The sequence below is a fragment of the Flagellimonas hadalis genome (genome assembly GCF_007785775.2).
In the GTDB taxonomy this organism is placed as follows: domain Bacteria; phylum Bacteroidota; class Bacteroidia; order Flavobacteriales; family Flavobacteriaceae; genus Flagellimonas; species Flagellimonas hadalis.
Genome location: NZ_VNIK02000015.1, coordinates 38,619 through 54,825 on the forward strand (window position 1 = coordinate 38,619; position 16,207 = coordinate 54,825).

General features: G+C 46.1%; 9 protein-coding genes. 8 read left to right on the top strand and 1 reads right to left on the bottom strand.

From position 1 onward, the window contains the following. Positions 1–8 precede the first annotated feature (8 nt). The 6 genes from FOT42_RS16315 (at position 9) to FOT42_RS16340 (ending at position 12,554) form a co-directional block, all read left to right on the top strand. A complete protein-coding gene (locus FOT42_RS16315; RefSeq protein WP_151891587.1) occupies positions 9–1,613 on the top strand; it encodes a RagB/SusD family nutrient uptake outer membrane protein in 1,605 nt (534 codons plus the stop codon). A 624-nt stretch (positions 1,614–2,237) separates the two neighbouring features. Next, positions 2,238–5,384, top strand: coding sequence for a SusC/RagA family TonB-linked outer membrane protein (locus FOT42_RS16320; protein WP_151891588.1), 3,147 nt, complete (start codon positions 2,238–2,240; stop codon positions 5,382–5,384). Between the two features lie 10 nt (positions 5,385–5,394). Then, on the top strand, positions 5,395–6,849 hold the full coding sequence (locus FOT42_RS16325; RefSeq protein ID WP_151891589.1) for a SusD/RagB family nutrient-binding outer membrane lipoprotein: 1,455 nt from the start codon (positions 5,395–5,397) through the stop codon (positions 6,847–6,849). A gap of 143 nt (positions 6,850–6,992) precedes the next feature. Then, the gene (locus tag FOT42_RS16330; RefSeq protein ID WP_192938423.1) at positions 6,993–8,726 is read left to right on the top strand and encodes a DUF885 family protein; all 1,734 of its coding nucleotides are present in this window, start codon (positions 6,993–6,995) and stop codon (positions 8,724–8,726) included. Between the two features lie 313 nt (positions 8,727–9,039). Continuing rightward, the gene (locus tag FOT42_RS16335; RefSeq protein ID WP_151891590.1) at positions 9,040–10,815 is read left to right on the top strand and encodes a DUF885 family protein; all 1,776 of its coding nucleotides are present in this window, start codon (positions 9,040–9,042) and stop codon (positions 10,813–10,815) included. After that, positions 10,785–12,554: a DUF885 family protein gene (locus FOT42_RS16340; protein ID WP_226789928.1), complete on the top strand. Its 1,770-nt coding sequence runs from the start codon at positions 10,785–10,787 to the stop codon at positions 12,552–12,554. Before FOT42_RS16335 ends, FOT42_RS16340 begins: the two co-directional genes overlap by 31 nt. A 45-nt stretch (positions 12,555–12,599) precedes the next feature. Here FOT42_RS16340 and FOT42_RS16345 read toward each other — a convergent pair whose 3' ends face one another. Further along, positions 12,600–13,475 carry an AraC family transcriptional regulator gene (locus FOT42_RS16345; protein WP_151891591.1) on the bottom strand — a complete coding sequence of 292 codons (876 nt, stop codon included), beginning with the start codon at positions 13,473–13,475 and terminating at the stop codon, positions 12,600–12,602. 268 nt (positions 13,476–13,743) lie between these two features. Here FOT42_RS16345 and FOT42_RS16350 point away from each other — a divergent pair, with 268 nt between their 5' ends. Further along, complete coding sequence (locus tag FOT42_RS16350) at positions 13,744–14,667, top strand: dihydrodipicolinate synthase family protein (RefSeq protein ID WP_151891592.1); 924 nt, start codon at positions 13,744–13,746, stop codon at positions 14,665–14,667. Beyond that, positions 14,664–16,190, top strand: coding sequence for an aldehyde dehydrogenase (NADP(+)) (locus FOT42_RS16355; protein ID WP_151891593.1), 1,527 nt, complete (start codon positions 14,664–14,666; stop codon positions 16,188–16,190). Before FOT42_RS16350 ends, FOT42_RS16355 begins: the two co-directional genes overlap by 4 nt. Positions 16,191–16,207 lie beyond the last annotated feature (17 nt).

The window sequence follows — 16,207 nt, forward strand, 5'->3', positions numbered from 1 at the left end:
AAAAGACTATGAAAAATATACGAAACAAAGTGATTTCACTTAGATTGAGATTTTTGGTACTGTCGGTCAGTGTGATCTTGCTGCCGATAGGTTGTACCGACCTTGAAGAGGAAGTGTTTTCCGAAGTGACAGAATCCTCCTTCGTGCCAGCCGAGTCGGACATTATTTCAGTGATGGCCTCGGCCTATACGCCCATGCGGTTTGTGATGGGGTGGCAAGGTTATTTTGACCTTCAGGAAGAACCCGCGGACATGTTCGTGACCCCAACAAGACCTAACGGATGGGATGATGGGGGAACTTATAAACGAATGCATTTCCACCAATGGACAGAGACCCAGTGGCAGCCCAGAAATACCTGGATAACCTGTTTTAATGGCATCAACAGTGCCAACAGGGTCATTCTTCAAATTGAGTCTGGGGAACTACCTGTGAGCGAGGCCCAAGCGGCATCCATCATTGCCGAGATGCGGGCACTGAGGGCACTGTACTATTCCATGTTGGTGGACACGCACGGAAATGTACCCATCATTGCCAGCTATAGTGATGAACTTCCCGTCCAAAACACTCGCTCCGAGGTCTATGATTTCATCGTGTCGGAATTGAACGAAGTGATCCCAAACCTTACCGAAACAGTAGATCAGTCCACCTATGGGCGTATGACCAAATGGGCTGCCTACCATGTTTTGGCACGTGTCTATCTGAACGCCGAAGTCTATACAGGTACTCCACAATGGGCCAATGTGATCACGGCCTGTGATGCCATCATTGGTAGTGGGGCTTTCACACTCTCGTCCAATTATTCCGATATATTCGCTACAGAGAACCAAGGCAATCCTGAAATGGTATTTGCCATTCCTTATGATCAGATTTTTGCGGGACAATGGAGTGCCCACATGAAAATGCTCTTGCCCGATCACCGATTGGTCTTTGGGATGCAGGCACAGCCATGGGGCGGATCTAGCTGCAACCCACAATTCATAGACAGTTATGAGCCTACGGACAACCGTTTGGCTGACACTTGGTTGATGGGCGATCAGTTGAACTATTCGGACGGAAGCGTTGTGATGACCTTGGTGAAGGAAATGCCAAGCATTTACGATTGTGATTTCACCGAAGGGTTCAGATGCGCAAAATATGAAATAGAGCCAGGAGCAACAGGAGGTCTCAGCGTTGACTTTCCATTTCTTCGATATACCGATGTCCTGATGATGAAAGCAGAAGCATTGCTCCGTACCAATAGAAGCGATGATGCAGCCATAATAGTGACCCAAGTGCGCCAACGATCCTTTGATGACCCGGCCGATGCAACGGTCACCGGGGCAGAATTGGAAGGGGATACCACGGTCCAGTACGGAACTTTGGCCGAGGATGGGACCATCGATCAACCAGGAGATCAATCTGTAGTGCCCTACGGACGCTTTTTGGACGAACTTGGTTGGGAATTTGCAGCCGAGGCCAGAAGAAGGACAGATTTGATACGTTTTGGGGTCTACCAGACCAAAAACTGGTACAACCATACCCCACAGGGCGACCATACCATACTCTTCCCCATAGGATTGGAAGAAAGGAACACCAATACCAATTTGGAACAGAACCCAGGATACCCCAACTAATGGGAAAATAAAGCCACATTTTTCATTAATTGTTTTGAGTTAGTAGTTAGTTGAAAGCGAACGGATTTCCGTTCGCTTTCTTTTTAGGATAGTTTTTTCTTCTGGCCAAATAGCTGTACAATGGTGTGTATATAAGTCCACTTTTCTACTTCGCCCCCTTTGGTTTTATGCCGCAAACGTCCCGTTTAAGGGGACGCATAAAGGTCTTTTATAGTTAAAAAATGGCGTTTGTAATAAGATATTATCGCATATGCATATTATATTATCCCGCTCCAATTTACCTCCTCAAATTTTTTTTAAGTTTCAGTAACCAAAACGTTAAGTCCTTTTGAATAAGTCGATAAAGGATGTCTGTGTAATGAATGGAAAATGTTCATGGTGCCCTCCATGGGTTTAGATGAACCTACCGTGGCAGGTGGATTTATGGCCCAAGATCCACTGAGAATAGGCGGAACTTCAAACTTGGGACTTTTTCTAAATGAGACCAAGGTTTAAAACAAAACAACAAACTATAAAGACTACATGAAAAAAAGAACAAAAGAGTAAAACAAGGTCACAGGCAGTTTAAAAAAAATTGTAGGTAACCATGGAAAACCAATTAAACTTAAACCACTAATTCAGAATATGAAAAACCTGATAAAGTTGTCCAAAAGGATAACAAACCAATTGTTGTTGGTCTGTACGTATATGATTTGCTTTTTCGTAGGGACCACAGAAACCAATGCCATGGACCCTTCCATTTCTAGGGGGGAAGATGGAAATGAAATGGCCAAGATGACAGGCGCCGAAAGAGTTTCGGACGGGGTCCAGTTCTCGGTGAGCGGGAACGTTGTGGACGAAACAGGAACGCCCCTTCCTGGCGCCAGTATTGTGGAGAAGGGAAGCCAAAATGGGACCCAGACCGATTTTGATGGGAACTTTACCCTTGAAGTGTCTGGTCAAAATGCCGTTTTGGAAATCTCATACATGGGGTACAATTCCCAAGAGGTTGCCCTAAATGGCCGGACCAGTATTTCTGTAGTGCTACAAGAAAATGCGCAGGCCCTTTCCGAAGTGGTTGTTACTGCTTTGGGCATCAAGAGCGACAAGAGGGCACTCGGTTATGCCACTGCCCAAGTGGACGGGGACGATATAAGTGGGGTCAAAGCGACCAATAACTTTGTCAATTCCTTGAGTGGTAAAGTGGCCGGGGTACAGATTTCCAGCACCTCCAGTCAGCCAGGTAGTGGTACCCGTATCGTGATCAGGGGCGGGTCTTCCATAACGGGGAACAACCAACCTTTGATCGTAGTGAACGGCGTGCCTTTTGATGCGGCCAACTCCAGCACATCATCAGGTCTTGGGGATATTGACCCCAATTCCATTGAGAGCCTTAGTGTCCTTAAAGGGGCCTCGGCAGCGGCACTTTATGGGAGCCGTGCTGCAAATGGTGTGTTGCTCATCACCACCAAATCTGGGGAATTCGAATCCAAACCAGTGATCACTTTTTCCAACTCCGTGAGCTTTGACAGAATTTATGAAATTCCATTGCAGAAAGAATGGTCACAAGGTTTTTGGGACGGTACGGATTGGAGCTATGTGGATGGGGAAACATCGTTCACCTCTACAAGTTTTGGCCCAAGAATCTCAGATGTGCCCGGTGCGCAATATTATGACAGATGGGATGTGTTCAAGACGGCCTTCACCAACGAAAGTACGATCAGTGCCTCTGGAGGAACCTCAAAAGCATCCTATTTTGTGAGCTACAGCAACTTGATGAACGATGGTATATTGGACCCCTTGAAGTTTAGAAGAAACTCCATCAATGCCAATACCTCCTTTAAGTTCACACCAAAGCTGACCGTATCATCCAGTATTTTATATACTACCCAAAAGAATTCCCGCTTGGATGAGGACAGTTCAAACAGTGCGTTCATGAATACAATCTTGGCAGCACCCAATACATGGAACCCCTATCCTTTATATGACGAGGAAGGTAATTTGAGATCCTATCGTGGAGGTTCTAGGGACCCCTATCTATGGCTGTTGAACAATGTTGGTGACAACAATGTAAGAGATCGTTTTAATGGCACCATCACTATAGAATATGAAATTGTTCCTAAACTGAGGTTCAGATCGGTGACGGGTATAAGTGCCTCTAGTTTGCATGAAGATGCCCATTATAACAAGGGAGGTTACGCATCTGTCCAAGGATCCTATTCAACTAGTGAGCGATTTGATAGAAACATAGAATCGACAGAAACATTGACCTATGACAATGATTTTGGGGATTTTAGTGTAATGGCCTTGGTGGGACATAACATTTCCGAAGAGAGAAGGCGTCAGGTATATTTTAATGGTACAGGGCTGGTACTGCCCGGCATTTATAATACGGCCAATGTGAGTGGGTATTCATCAGGTGAGTATAAAAGGATGTTTAGGGCCTATTCTTACTTTGGTCAAGCTGTGATAGGGTACAAAAACTTTTTATACTACACCGTAACTGGTAGAAATGATTGGGCTTCGAGCTTGGCGGACAGTTTTTTCTATCCTAGTCATAGCTTGGGCTTTGTGTTCAGTGAATTGTTGCCGAAATCAGATGTGTTCAACTATGGTAAATTGAGGGCCAGTTATGCAAAAGTAGGAGCTCCAGCCGACCCATATACTCGCAACGTAGTGCTTGGAAGTCCTGCCAGTGATGGTGTTCTATGGCCATTCAATGGTCAGCAAAGCTATTTGTCCACAACACAGATTGCAAACTTTGGATTGACCAATGAGTTCAAGAGTGAGGTGGAATTGGGTGCCGAATTGAAGTTTTTCCAAAACCGATTGGGAATCGATTTTGCCTACTACCACAACTGGAGTGACAACCAGATATTGGGCGAACAGTTCCTTGCCTCTACCGGATATACCTATGGAAATGTAAATATTGGAGGCATAACCCATAAAGGTGTCGAATTGGGAATTTATGCAACACCTATCCAAACAGAAGATTTTGAATGGGATGTCAATATCAACTTCTCCAAGGACAACCCCATGGTCGACAATCTGGGTAACACTGACGAGCCCATCGGTGTGGGATCATACGGTACTGCAGTTGTGGGCCAGCCTTACCCTGTGATCTATGGCCCTGGTTTCCTGCGTGACGATCAAGGCAGATTGGTGTTGAGTGACGCTCCTGGAACAGGGTACGGACGCCCATTGGCGGACAACTCCCAAAACCAGATATTGGGACAGACCGTGCCCGATTGGATTGGAAGTTTTAGGACCTCGTTCCGGTACAAGAATCTATCATTTTCTGCTTTGTTGGATGTCAGCGTTGGAGGTTATCTGTACAGCTTGAACGACCATTACCTTACCTATTATGGTATGGCCAAGCACCAAGAGAACAGACCTGAGGATAACATGATCACCTTTGATGGGGTTATGGGCCATGTTGAAAATGGAGAAGTTGTGGTGACCAGTGAGACACCCGAACCGACCCGATATGACCTATACTGGCAGACCGTGGCACAGAACGTCTGGGAAGACAACATTATGCCAAGGGACTATATCAAGTTAAGGGAAGCGAACCTGTCCTACAGGATCCCAAAGGACATGTTGTCGAATATCGGCCTAACCGCTTTGGACATCTCCCTCTCCGGAAGGAACCTTTGGAGAAAGTTCAAGGACGGTTTTGAAGGAGCGGATCCTGAAGTGAATACAGATGGTATTACCAACGGGAATGCCTACTTGGGGTATAGTATGCCGGCCACCAAGACATATACACTCACCTTAACCGCCAAATTTTAACATAAAGACGATGAAAAGAACATATATAAAACACTACACTATTTTGGTCGCCATGATCACCCTTTTGATAGGTTGTGACAGTTGGATGGATGTCGATCAAGATCCCAATAGTATTGTTGATGGCCCGCTGATCACGGAAAATGTGATGCTGATAGGCCTAGAGGCCGAATGGGCCGCTTTGGCCACCAATCAGATGGATACCTGGGAAGGTTTTGCCCAATGGTTGTCCTGGCACTCCATTGAGGGGTCAACCTCAAGATCCATGGACATCAATGCCGGTTATGGCAATGAAGTTTGGAATTCCTATTCCATTTCATTGAAACATGCCGTGGAACTGTATGACAAGGCCCAGGAAAATGGCAATACCCATTACCAAGGTGTGGCAGGGATCATCGCTGCCTTTCATTGGTTCTATATTGCCGATGTCTACGATCAGGCACCCTTGGAAGACGCCATCAAAGGATTGGATGTGGTACAACCCGCCCTGGTCTCCCAAACAGAACTATATGCCCATGCCAACGGACTTTTGGATGAGGCGATAGGCCTTTTGGGTGCCGCTAACCAAGGAGACCGGGTTCCGGGAACAGACGATTACCTTCTTGGAGGGGATATGGACAAATGGATCAGGTATGCATACTCGATGAAGGCCAGACAAGCTCTAAGATTGTCCTATGCTCCCGGTACCACTCCAACGGCACAGGCCGATCTGGCCCTATCATACCTTCAAAATGGGATGACATCCAATGATGATAGCGTCATGTGGAGGCATTTGGAGGAATTGGCCAATGCAAATCCATTGTTCAATTATATGAACAGGGCATACTCCGGTGGCCTTGGATTGACACCGGGCAACTTTTTGATCGACCTGATGAACTCCTACAACGATCCCAGAAGACCGATCATGTTCACCTATTCAGAGGAGTTTCCCGATGGATTTGTAGGCTTGCAGTCCGGGGCCGTTGTCCAACCAGGGCAAACGCCCAGTCACTACAGGTATACCTATATTTCCATGTCCTATCCCGCACAGATCATGCTGTATTCGGAAACCCAGTTCATCAAGGCCGAGGCCCATGCGCTTAAAGGAGAATGGGCATTGGCAGAGGAGGCCATGAAAGCCGGAGCAAGGGCGGATATGGAATTTATCGGGGTAGATTCAGCAGAGATCGGCACCTATTTGACCCAACCCTCATTGACCATGCCAACCAATGTGGAAGATGCCCAACAACTCATCATAGAGCAAAAATATATTGCCAATGTGTTCAGGACCCACGAAACCTATTTTGATTTTGTGAGGACCGGGTATCCGGAGTTTGATTTTGATTATATGCTGTTGAACGTGTACAACACGGAAACGTTTCCCAGAAGATTTCCCTATCCGCTCAATGAGGTGGAACGAAATCCGAACGTTGCCGCTGTTGGTCAACCGGATTGGTTTGCCAAGGGAACCACTTGGGACAATAAATAACCGACCAATAAATACGAAAAAGGGGCCGGGCCAATGACCCCTTTTTCCTTTTTTGGGCAAGGTATAACAATGGATTGGGTATTTTTGGTTGGGTCTGTTGTTAAATCGACCTTGACCAATAACACATAAAAATGAACAAAAGCATGAGGAAATTTTACAGAATGCATCTCAAGGCACTACTGTTGGCCTTGGTCATCGCATGGACCGCACATTCCCAGAACAGTGTAGGGAACGAACCTCCGGTGAGCGAACTTTATCAGCTCATGAACGAGATGTCCGCCGATCATGGGAGCCTGAGCAGGTTCTATATTGTGGAGAGTTCCCCCGAAAGAAGAGAGCGCTTCAGGGAGTTCTACCAAAGCTACTTGTCCAGACTGGAAGACTTCACATTCAATCAATTGTCGGTGAACGGTAGGGTGGATTATCTTTTGGTTAAAGGGGATATCAATAGGGAATTGCGAGGTCTAGATGAAGAGAAAGAAGAATATGGAAAAATAGAACAGTGGGTCTCCTATTCAGCTCCGATTTATGAAGTGGAGAAACTTCGAAGGAGGGGAACACATTTGGATGCAGCCAAAGTGGCTGCCCAACTGAACGAGACAAGCAAAAGATTAAAGGAATTGACCGAGCAGTTGGGGAAAACCCCACCTTTCCTTGAGCAAAACTTGTCCAGAAGGGCACTCGATGTGGTCAAAGGACATCAAACAGCACTACAAAGCGTCTATGAGTTTTATAATGAGTATGATCCGGACTTTACATGGTGGATGGAGAAGCCCTACGCCAATTTAATGGAACAGTTGAAGGCATACTCAGAACTCATTGCGACCAAAGTGGATGAAAATACACTTTCAAAGGACGATGGCAGCGGAATTATTGGTAATCCAGTTGGCGCCAAAGAGTTGAAGAACCTATTGGAGGATGCCTTCATTCCCTATTCCGCAGAAGAGTTGGTGGAAATAGCCAATAAGGAATTCGCTTGGTGCGATAAGGAACTCTTAAAAGCATCCCGTGAAATGGGATTTGGTGATGACTGGAAGGCGGCCCAAGAAAAAGTAAAACAATCCTATGTGCCAGAAGGCCAACAGCCCGAAGCAATGCTGGATCTGTACAATCAATCCATAGATTTTCTAAAGAAAAATGATCTATTGACCATCCCGCCCGTGGCAGAAGAAACTTGGAGGATGCAGATGATGAGCCCAGCCCGTCAAAAAATTGCCCCTTTCTTTCTTGGCGGTGAAACCTTGATGATTTCCTACCCTACGAACACCATGGACCATGATGACAAAATGATGAGCATGAGGGGGAACAACCCGCATTTTTCAAGGGCCACCGTGCACCATGAACTGATTGCGGGACACCATTTACAAGGATTCATGAACAGGAGGCACAAGACCTATAGAAACTTTAGGACCCCTTTTTGGACCGAAGGATGGGCGTTGTACTGGGAATTGATACTTTGGGACATGGATTTTCCAAGATCTCCCGAAGACCGTATAGGAATGTTGTTCTGGAGAATGCACCGTTGTGCCCGGATCATTTTTTCCCTCAACTACCATTTGGGCAAATGGACCCCACAACAGTGCATAGATTATCTGGTGGATAGGGTCGGGCATGAAAGGGCCAATGCGGAAGGAGAGGTAAGACGTTCATTTACGGCGAGATATGGGCCATTATATCAATTGGCTTACATGACCGGTGGAATGCAGTTCTACGCCCTCAAAAAAGAATTGGTGGACTCAGGGAAAATGACCTACAAGGAATACCATGATGCCGTTTTGCGGGAGAACAGCATGCCTGTGGAAATGGTCAGGGCCATACTCACCAATCAACCTTTGGACAAAAATTATAAAACTTCATGGAAGTTTTATGATAGATAATAGTTGTTTTTAATTGTTTTGAGTTTAGTCTCCTAGGGCCATCATTAAATGATGGCCCTAGGATTTTCTGGGAGCCTGATAAACCTGACCAAGGGGTTCTGTTCCAGGGATATCAGCTTGAAACCGCATTTGATAATATAATATCAATTACAGTTAATATGCGATTACGGGACGGCATAAAACTGCAATACCTTTAAAGTGTTCTATAAGAACACAAGTTTTTTGCAATGCCCTAAATGACTCGGTCCAATGCGCTACAGCTGTCATTTTCTTTCGGTATTGGATAATTTTTTTAACCAAACCAATTATCAGGATGAGAAATAAAAAAATAGTATGGATTGCCTCGGCCATTCTTTTTATGGGGTCAATTTCAATGCGCTTGAATGCACAGGCAAAACAAGAAGCGCTATATGTGCCCTGTGAGGAGATGCCGGATTTAATGACCAAATACAATGCGGATTATGGTTCATTGGTCCGTTTTTATGCGCCCGGTGCCCGTGGATTCTGGGGAAGGACAAACGATCCCGGAGGCTCTCCAGAACGAAGGGCCAGAATGACCAAATTGCGGAACGACTATTTGGCGAAATTGGAAAAACTGGACTTTAATTCACTGCCACAAGAATGTAAGGCCGACTATGTGCTGTTCAAACGGGACTTGGAAATGGAAAATGCAGAGGCCAAAGAACAAGAGGTCGTCTATCAAAAGATCAAAAAATGGTTTCCGTTTTCCAACAACATCTATTCCTATCTAGAATTACGAAGAAGAGGTCATCAACCTGATGCCACCAAAATGGCAAAGGAATGGAACGATGTCGTTGTGCAGTTGAAAACACTTAAAACCCAACTTGAGGAAACAACCACCTTGGCGAAGGATGAGGTGGAAGAAGCACTTCTTGTCATCACAGACCTTAAAAATTCTGCGGAGAACGTTTACTCCTTCTATAATGGATATGACCCGCTCTTCACATGGTGGATGCCAACGGTTTACGAAGAGATGGACAAAAGCTTTGACGAGTATGTCAAAACCTTCAACAACAAGGTTGATAAAGGAAAACCTGTGGACGAAAGTGGTATTGTGGGCAACCCTGTGGGCAGGGAAGAATTGATGAAGCAGTTGGAGTATGAAATGATCGACTATACTCCAGAAGAATTGATAAAATTGGCCAATGAAGAATTCGCTTGGTGCGATGCCGAACTGCTAAAGGCATCCCAAGAAATGGGCTTTGGCAATGATTGGCAAGCGGCCCAGGAAAAAGTGAAGAACGCATATGTTGAGCCTGGCAAACAACCCGAGTTGATACTTCGTCTCTACACAGAGGCAGTTGATTTTCTCAAAAAGAACGATTTGATCACACTTCCCCCTTTGGCAGAAGAAGTATGGGGTATGGGCATGATGTCCCCCGAGCGTCAATTGGTAAATCCATTCTTTACCGGTGGCTCTTCGATCAGCATTTCATACCCCACTGATGCCATGACCTATGAGCAACGCATGATGAGCATGCGCGGCAACAATCCGCACTTCTCTATGGCCACGGTACACCACGAATTGCTTGCGGGTCACAACCTGCAAGGGTTCATGAACAGTCGCCACCGTACCTACCGCAACTTCGGCACTCCGTTTTGGACCGAAGGATGGGCCTTGTACTGGGAGCTTTTATTGTGGGACAAAGGTTTCCCACAAGGGCCGGAAGACCGAATCGGTATGTTGTTCTGGCACATGCACCGATGTGCACGTATCATTTTCTCCTTGAACTATCATTTGGGCAAATGGACACCACAGGAATGTATCGACTTTTTGGTAGACCGTGTAGGGCATGAGCGTGCCAACGCCGAGGGAGAGGTAAGACGTTCCTTTGTGGGCAACTACCCGCCATTGTATCAGCTGGCCTACCTCACAGGAGGTCGTCAGTTCTATGCCTTGCACAAAGAGCTTGTGGATAGCGGTAAAATGACCAACAAGGAATTCCACGACAGGATCATCACCATGAACGCCATGCCGGTTGAAATGATCAAGGCCATTATGACCGATCAGAAAATCAGCAAAAACTACAAGGCCAAATGGAAATTCTACGATCCACCAAAACAATAAAAATGATAGGCACTTTTATTGGAGCACTTTTAGGTCTTGTAACGATAGCATCAGGTTTTGCCCAAGTAGCCGATTTTGTTCCCTGTCAGGAGATGCCCTATATTATGGAGAATTTTCAGGCAGACTCCAGGGTGTTGGATAATTTTTACAGCCCTTCCACAGGATCGTTCTACGGTTTTGGAAGGAGGGGTCCATCAGCCTCATACCCAGAAAAGTTGGAACGCATGGACCGCTTGTACAAAGAATATTTGGACAAGTTGGGTGCCTTGGACTTTGAAGCATTGTCCCAGGAATGCCAGGTGGATTATATTCTGCTCAAAAGGGACCTGAACGAAAACTTGCGTCAATCCCAAGTGGAACGACGCGAGTTGGACAGTGTGGCCAAATGGTTCCCTTTCAGCGACACAGTATACGATTTGTTCAAATTGAGAAGAAGAGGGATCCAGCCCGATGCACAACAAGTGGCAAAGGAATGGTCTGGAATCTTTGATCAGATTGATTCGCTAAAAACAATGCTTAAGGAATCAGACGACCTAAGTGTATTGGTCATCAGAAAAGCAACCGATGTGGGCAATGGACTCCAACAGGCCCTAGCGGACGTTCATGGGTTCTATAATGGATATGATCCCATGTTCACGTGGTGGACTTCCAAAACCTATGAAGATCTGGATGCATCCCTGAAGGAATACACCGAATTGTTCAAGCAAAAACAAACCCCTGACAAAAATGGCATCGTTTCCCGGAAACCTGTGGGAAGAGAGGAACTTATCCGCCTGCTGGAATACCAAATGGTGCCCTATACACCCGAAGAGCTCACCAAAATTGCCAATGAGGAATTTGCCTGGTGTGAAAAGGAAATGTTGAAGGCGTCGCAAGAGTTGGGATTTGGAAACGATTGGAAGGCTGCTCTGGAGTTTGTGAAAGAGACCTATGTGCCCCCTGGAAAGCAACCAGAGGCAATATTGGATCTATATGAAAAATCCGTGGCGTTCTTAAAAAAGCATGATTTGGTCACCATTCCACCTTTGGAAGAAGAAGTTTGGGGGATGTATATGATGTCGCCCGAAAGACAGCGTACCAACGCCTTCTTTACGGGGGGGACCAACATCACCATTTCGTATCCCACGAACACCATGGACCATGAGTTCAAGATGATGAGCATGCGGGGCAACAATCCCAATTTTTCGTTCGCTACCGTGCACCATGAGTTGATCCCAGGGCACAACATGCAATATTTCATGAATGAGCGCTACAGAACCTATCGCAATTTTGGGACTCCGTTTTGGATGGAAGGATGGGCATTGTATTGGGAACTCTTGCTGTGGGACATGGATTTTCCAACCACTCCTGAGGAAAAGATAGGAATGTTGTTCTGGCATATGCACCGTTGCGCTCGCATCATCTTTTCCTTCAATTTCCACATGGGCGAATGGACGCCACAGCAGTGTATCGATTTTCTGGTGGATAAGGTGGGCCATGAGCGCATCAATGCCGAAAGCGAGATCCGTGGACCCTTATCAAGCAATAGCAACCCGCTGTACCAAGTGGGCTACTTGACCGGAGGGCGTCAATTCTATGCCTTGAAAAAAGAAATGGTGGACAGCGGAAAAATGGGAATAAAGGAATTCCATGACAAGGCCATTCGATTGAATGCCATGCCCATGGAAATGGTTAGGGCCATCATTACAGGTCAAGAATTGACCAAGGACTTTAAGACCAATTGGAAGTTCTACGAATAAAATGCGCAACTGAACAATGCCTCCGTGTGGTTTCATTTTGAATCATCAGGAGGCCTTGGATTGGTTGTTCCATTTTTCGATGGAGTATTTTCTGTACTGGGTGGGCGTGGAGCCCTTTAGTTCTTTGAACTTTCTGTTGAAGTTGGCAATGTTCAGAAAGCCACATTGTTCGGAGACCATGGCTATGGAAAGATCATTGTTCTTGAAGAGCAGTCGGCAGGCATGTTCTATTCGGATCTCTATCAAAAACTGAAAGAAAGTCTTGTTGGTCCGTTTCTTAAAATAACGGCAGAAAGCATTCTTGCTCATGTTGGCCCTATCCGCCACGGTATCCAATGAAAAAGGTTCGTGGAAATGGTTCAGGGCAAATTCAAACACATTGTTCATTCGGTTACCCTCATCGTTCGTATAGGTCTTTCGGTATACGAAAGTGGACAAGGGTTGCTTTTCAGAGGATATCATGATGTCGAGAATGTGCAGTAAGGTTGCGATCCGTTGGATGCGGCTCTGGTTTTTGAGATGTCCAAAATGTGACGACAACCTTTCCAGGTTCGACAATATTTTGATGCCATATCCCGATTCCTCAAAAAAGAGCTGCAGCCTTGTCATGTCCGAAAGGCTGAAGAAATCCTTCCCGAAGGATTTTTTGGTGAAGAACAAGGTATACATGATGGATTTGGAGGAGTTCTTGGGATCGCTCCTGAACACATGGGGTACATTTTCCCCTATGACCAGCACATCACCCGGATTGAAATCGTTGACGGTGTCACCCACAATGAGGGATCCTTCCCCGGAGGCAACATAGCTTATCTGTATTTCTTCATGTTGGTGCAACTTGTCATAAAAGATGATGCCACAATCTTCTTGATAGACCAGTGCCTCTTGTTCGGGCTTGGGGATTTTGAATGGGAGAACTTTCATGGCTTACGAGGTTTTTGTATGAAATTACTAACTTTATAGGTGAAATCAATCTGTTAAGGTAATATAGTATAGATCTTAGGTAATAAAAATCAAGAAAATGGAGAAAGACATCCTTTAAGGCCTTGTGAATGGTCCTTTTATGAACTAAACTTCACCGATTGGATGGACTATGTCTTATTCTTCTGTCAATATAGTATCATAAAAGGCTAATAAATAGACCGCATCTTGCTGAATGGTCTTTTATTTTTGTAACCAAAATATTAGCAATATGATACAATGGGAAGGCATCATGCCTGCTGTTACGACAAAATTCACAAGCGAGGACGAACTGGACCTTGCTATGTTCGAGAAAAATATCAAGGCCCAAATGGATGCCGGAGTCCACGGGATCATTCTAGGAGGTTCCCTAGGTGAGGCCAGTACACTTACCAAGAGTGAAAAGGAAACCCTGATCAAGGCCACCCTTGAAATGGTAGGGGGCCGGATTCCAGTTGTGATGACCATAGCCGAACAAAGCACCAAAGACGCCATTTTCATGGCCCAACAAGCCGAAAAGGCAGGTGCGCAGGGACTAATGGTGTTGCCTCCTATGCGATATAAGGCGACAGATCACGAAACCGTTGTGTTTTTTCAGTCCATCGCCAACAGCACCTCGCTTCCCATTATGATCTATAACAACCCCATAGATTATAAAATTGAGGTAACTTTGGATATGATGGCAGAACTGTTGAAAAGCGATAATATCCAAGCCATAAAGGAATCCACAAGGGACATTACCAATATTATAAGGTTGAGGAACCGTTTTGGTGACCGCTTGAAGGTGTTCACAGGAGTAGATACTTTGGGACTGGAGAGTTTGGTAAGTGGAGCCGATGGCTGGGTGGCCGGATTGGTGTGTGCCTATCCAGCGGAGACCGTTGCCATATACGAATTGGTGAAAGCGGGAAGAATCAATGAAGCCCTTGAAATCTACAGATGGTTTATGCCTTTGTTGGAGTTGGACATAAGCCCCCAATTGGTACAGAACATCAAATTGGCGGAAGTGGTCACTGGAATCGGCACCGAAAATGTAAGGGCACCAAGGTTGCAATTGCAAGGAAAAGAAAGGGAGCGTGTTCTCAATATTATAGAAACAGCTATGAAAAGCAGGCCAGTGCTCCCAGAATATAAGAATATAAAAAGCACAGTATGATTACAGGTAAAAACTGTATTGCAGGAGATTTTAGCGGAAAGGGGAACGTCGAGTTCAAGACCGTTAACCCCAAATTGAACAGTGAAAACCCAACGACTTTTGTGGAGGCCACAAAAGAAGAAATAGAGGAGGCCGTTTCCGCGGCATGGAACGCCTTTAAAGCCTATAGAAAGCTGCCGGGGGCAAAACGTGCAGCTTTTTTGAATGCCATTGCCGATGAGTTGTTGGCCCTGGACCAAGAATTGGTGGATACCTACACCATGGAATCCGGGCTTCCTGAAGGAAGGGCCGTTGGCGAGAGAGGTAGGACGGTGTTCCAATTGAGGACCTTTGCCGAACTGGTCGCCAACGACGATTGGAGGGAAAACACCTTCGATGCCGCCCAACCGGACAGAAAACCGTTGCCAAAGGATGATCTGAGAAAGACGATGATTCCCTTGGGACCTGTGGTCGTATTTGGGGCCAGTAATTTTCCATTGGCCTATTCCACGGCGGGTGGTGATACGGCCAGCGCCTTGGCCGCAGGTTGCCCCGTAATCGTGAAATCGCACCCCATGCATGCCGGAACATCCGAACTTGTGGCTTCTGCCATTGTAAAAGCGGCCGAAAAGACCGGGATGCCGAAGGGAGTGTTCTCCAGTATCAACGGGGGCATTCAGGCCGGGGTCGATCTAGTGAGCCATCCCAAGGTAAAAGCCGTGGGATTCACAGGAAGTATTGGCGGAGGAAGGGCCCTGTTCGATTTGGCAGCAAAAAGAGAAGAGCCTATTCCCGTATTTGCGGAAATGGGGAGCATTAACCCAGTGATCATTACGCCAAATGCCATTTCCAAAAGAGGAAATGAAATCGCAAAGACTTATGCTGGTTCCATCACTTTGGGAACAGGTCAGTTCTGCACCAATCCCGGTTTGCTGTTGACCGTGAAGGATGATAATACGGAGAATTTTGTAAACGAACTCGCCAAAGAGACCATTGCTTTGGACCCCCAGTGCATGCTGCACCCCAATATCAAAAGCGGATATGACAAAAAAGGTGCCGATGTAACCTCCCAAACAGGTGTGGAGGTCGTTGGAAAAGTCGAAGGAACACTGGAACCCAATTATGCGGCCTCTGTGGTGGCAACGGTTTCGGGAACTGAATTTTTGGCCAATCCAAAATTGCACCAAGAAGTTTTTGGGCCCTTTTCCATGGTGGTCCAGTCCAAGGACGAAGCCGAACTCCTTCAGATCATAGAAGGGTTGGAAGGGCAATTGACAGGGACCCTCATTGCAGAAGATGATGATGCCTTGGATTTGGCAGAAATTGTGGATGCCCTTCAGAACAGGGTAGGTAGGGTGATCTATAACGGTGTCCCCACAGGAGTCGAGGTCTGTCCGTCCATGCAACATGGTGGGCCCTATCCGGCATCTACGGATTCGAGGTTCACCGCGGTGGGCATACATGCCATTAAAAGATGGGTGAGGCCGGTAAGCTATCAGTCCTTTCCACAGTCACTGTTGCCGGAACACCTCAAGGGAAACTAATTGCAGACTGATCATTA

What these genes read in the sequence shown, in the direction of transcription:
- FOT42_RS16315 (WP_151891587.1), top strand. Translation starts at nt 9, where the DNA reads ATGAAAAATATACGAAACAAAGTGATTTCACTTAGATTGAGATTTTTG.
- FOT42_RS16320 (WP_151891588.1), top strand. Translation starts at nt 2,238, where the DNA reads ATGAAAAACCTGATAAAGTTGTCCAAAAGGATAACAAACCAATTGTTG.
- FOT42_RS16325 (WP_151891589.1), top strand. Translation starts at nt 5,395, where the DNA reads ATGAAAAGAACATATATAAAACACTACACTATTTTGGTCGCCATGATC.
- FOT42_RS16330 (WP_192938423.1), top strand. Translation starts at nt 6,993, where the DNA reads ATGAGGAAATTTTACAGAATGCATCTCAAGGCACTACTGTTGGCCTTG.
- FOT42_RS16335 (WP_151891590.1), top strand. Translation starts at nt 9,040, where the DNA reads ATGAGAAATAAAAAAATAGTATGGATTGCCTCGGCCATTCTTTTTATG.
- FOT42_RS16340 (WP_226789928.1), top strand. Translation starts at nt 10,785, where the DNA reads ATGGAAATTCTACGATCCACCAAAACAATAAAAATGATAGGCACTTTT.
- FOT42_RS16345 (WP_151891591.1), bottom strand. Translation starts at nt 13,475, where the DNA reads ATGAAAGTTCTCCCATTCAAAATCCCCAAGCCCGAACAAGAGGCACTG.
- FOT42_RS16350 (WP_151891592.1), top strand. Translation starts at nt 13,744, where the DNA reads ATGATACAATGGGAAGGCATCATGCCTGCTGTTACGACAAAATTCACA.
- FOT42_RS16355 (WP_151891593.1), top strand. Translation starts at nt 14,664, where the DNA reads ATGATTACAGGTAAAAACTGTATTGCAGGAGATTTTAGCGGAAAGGGG.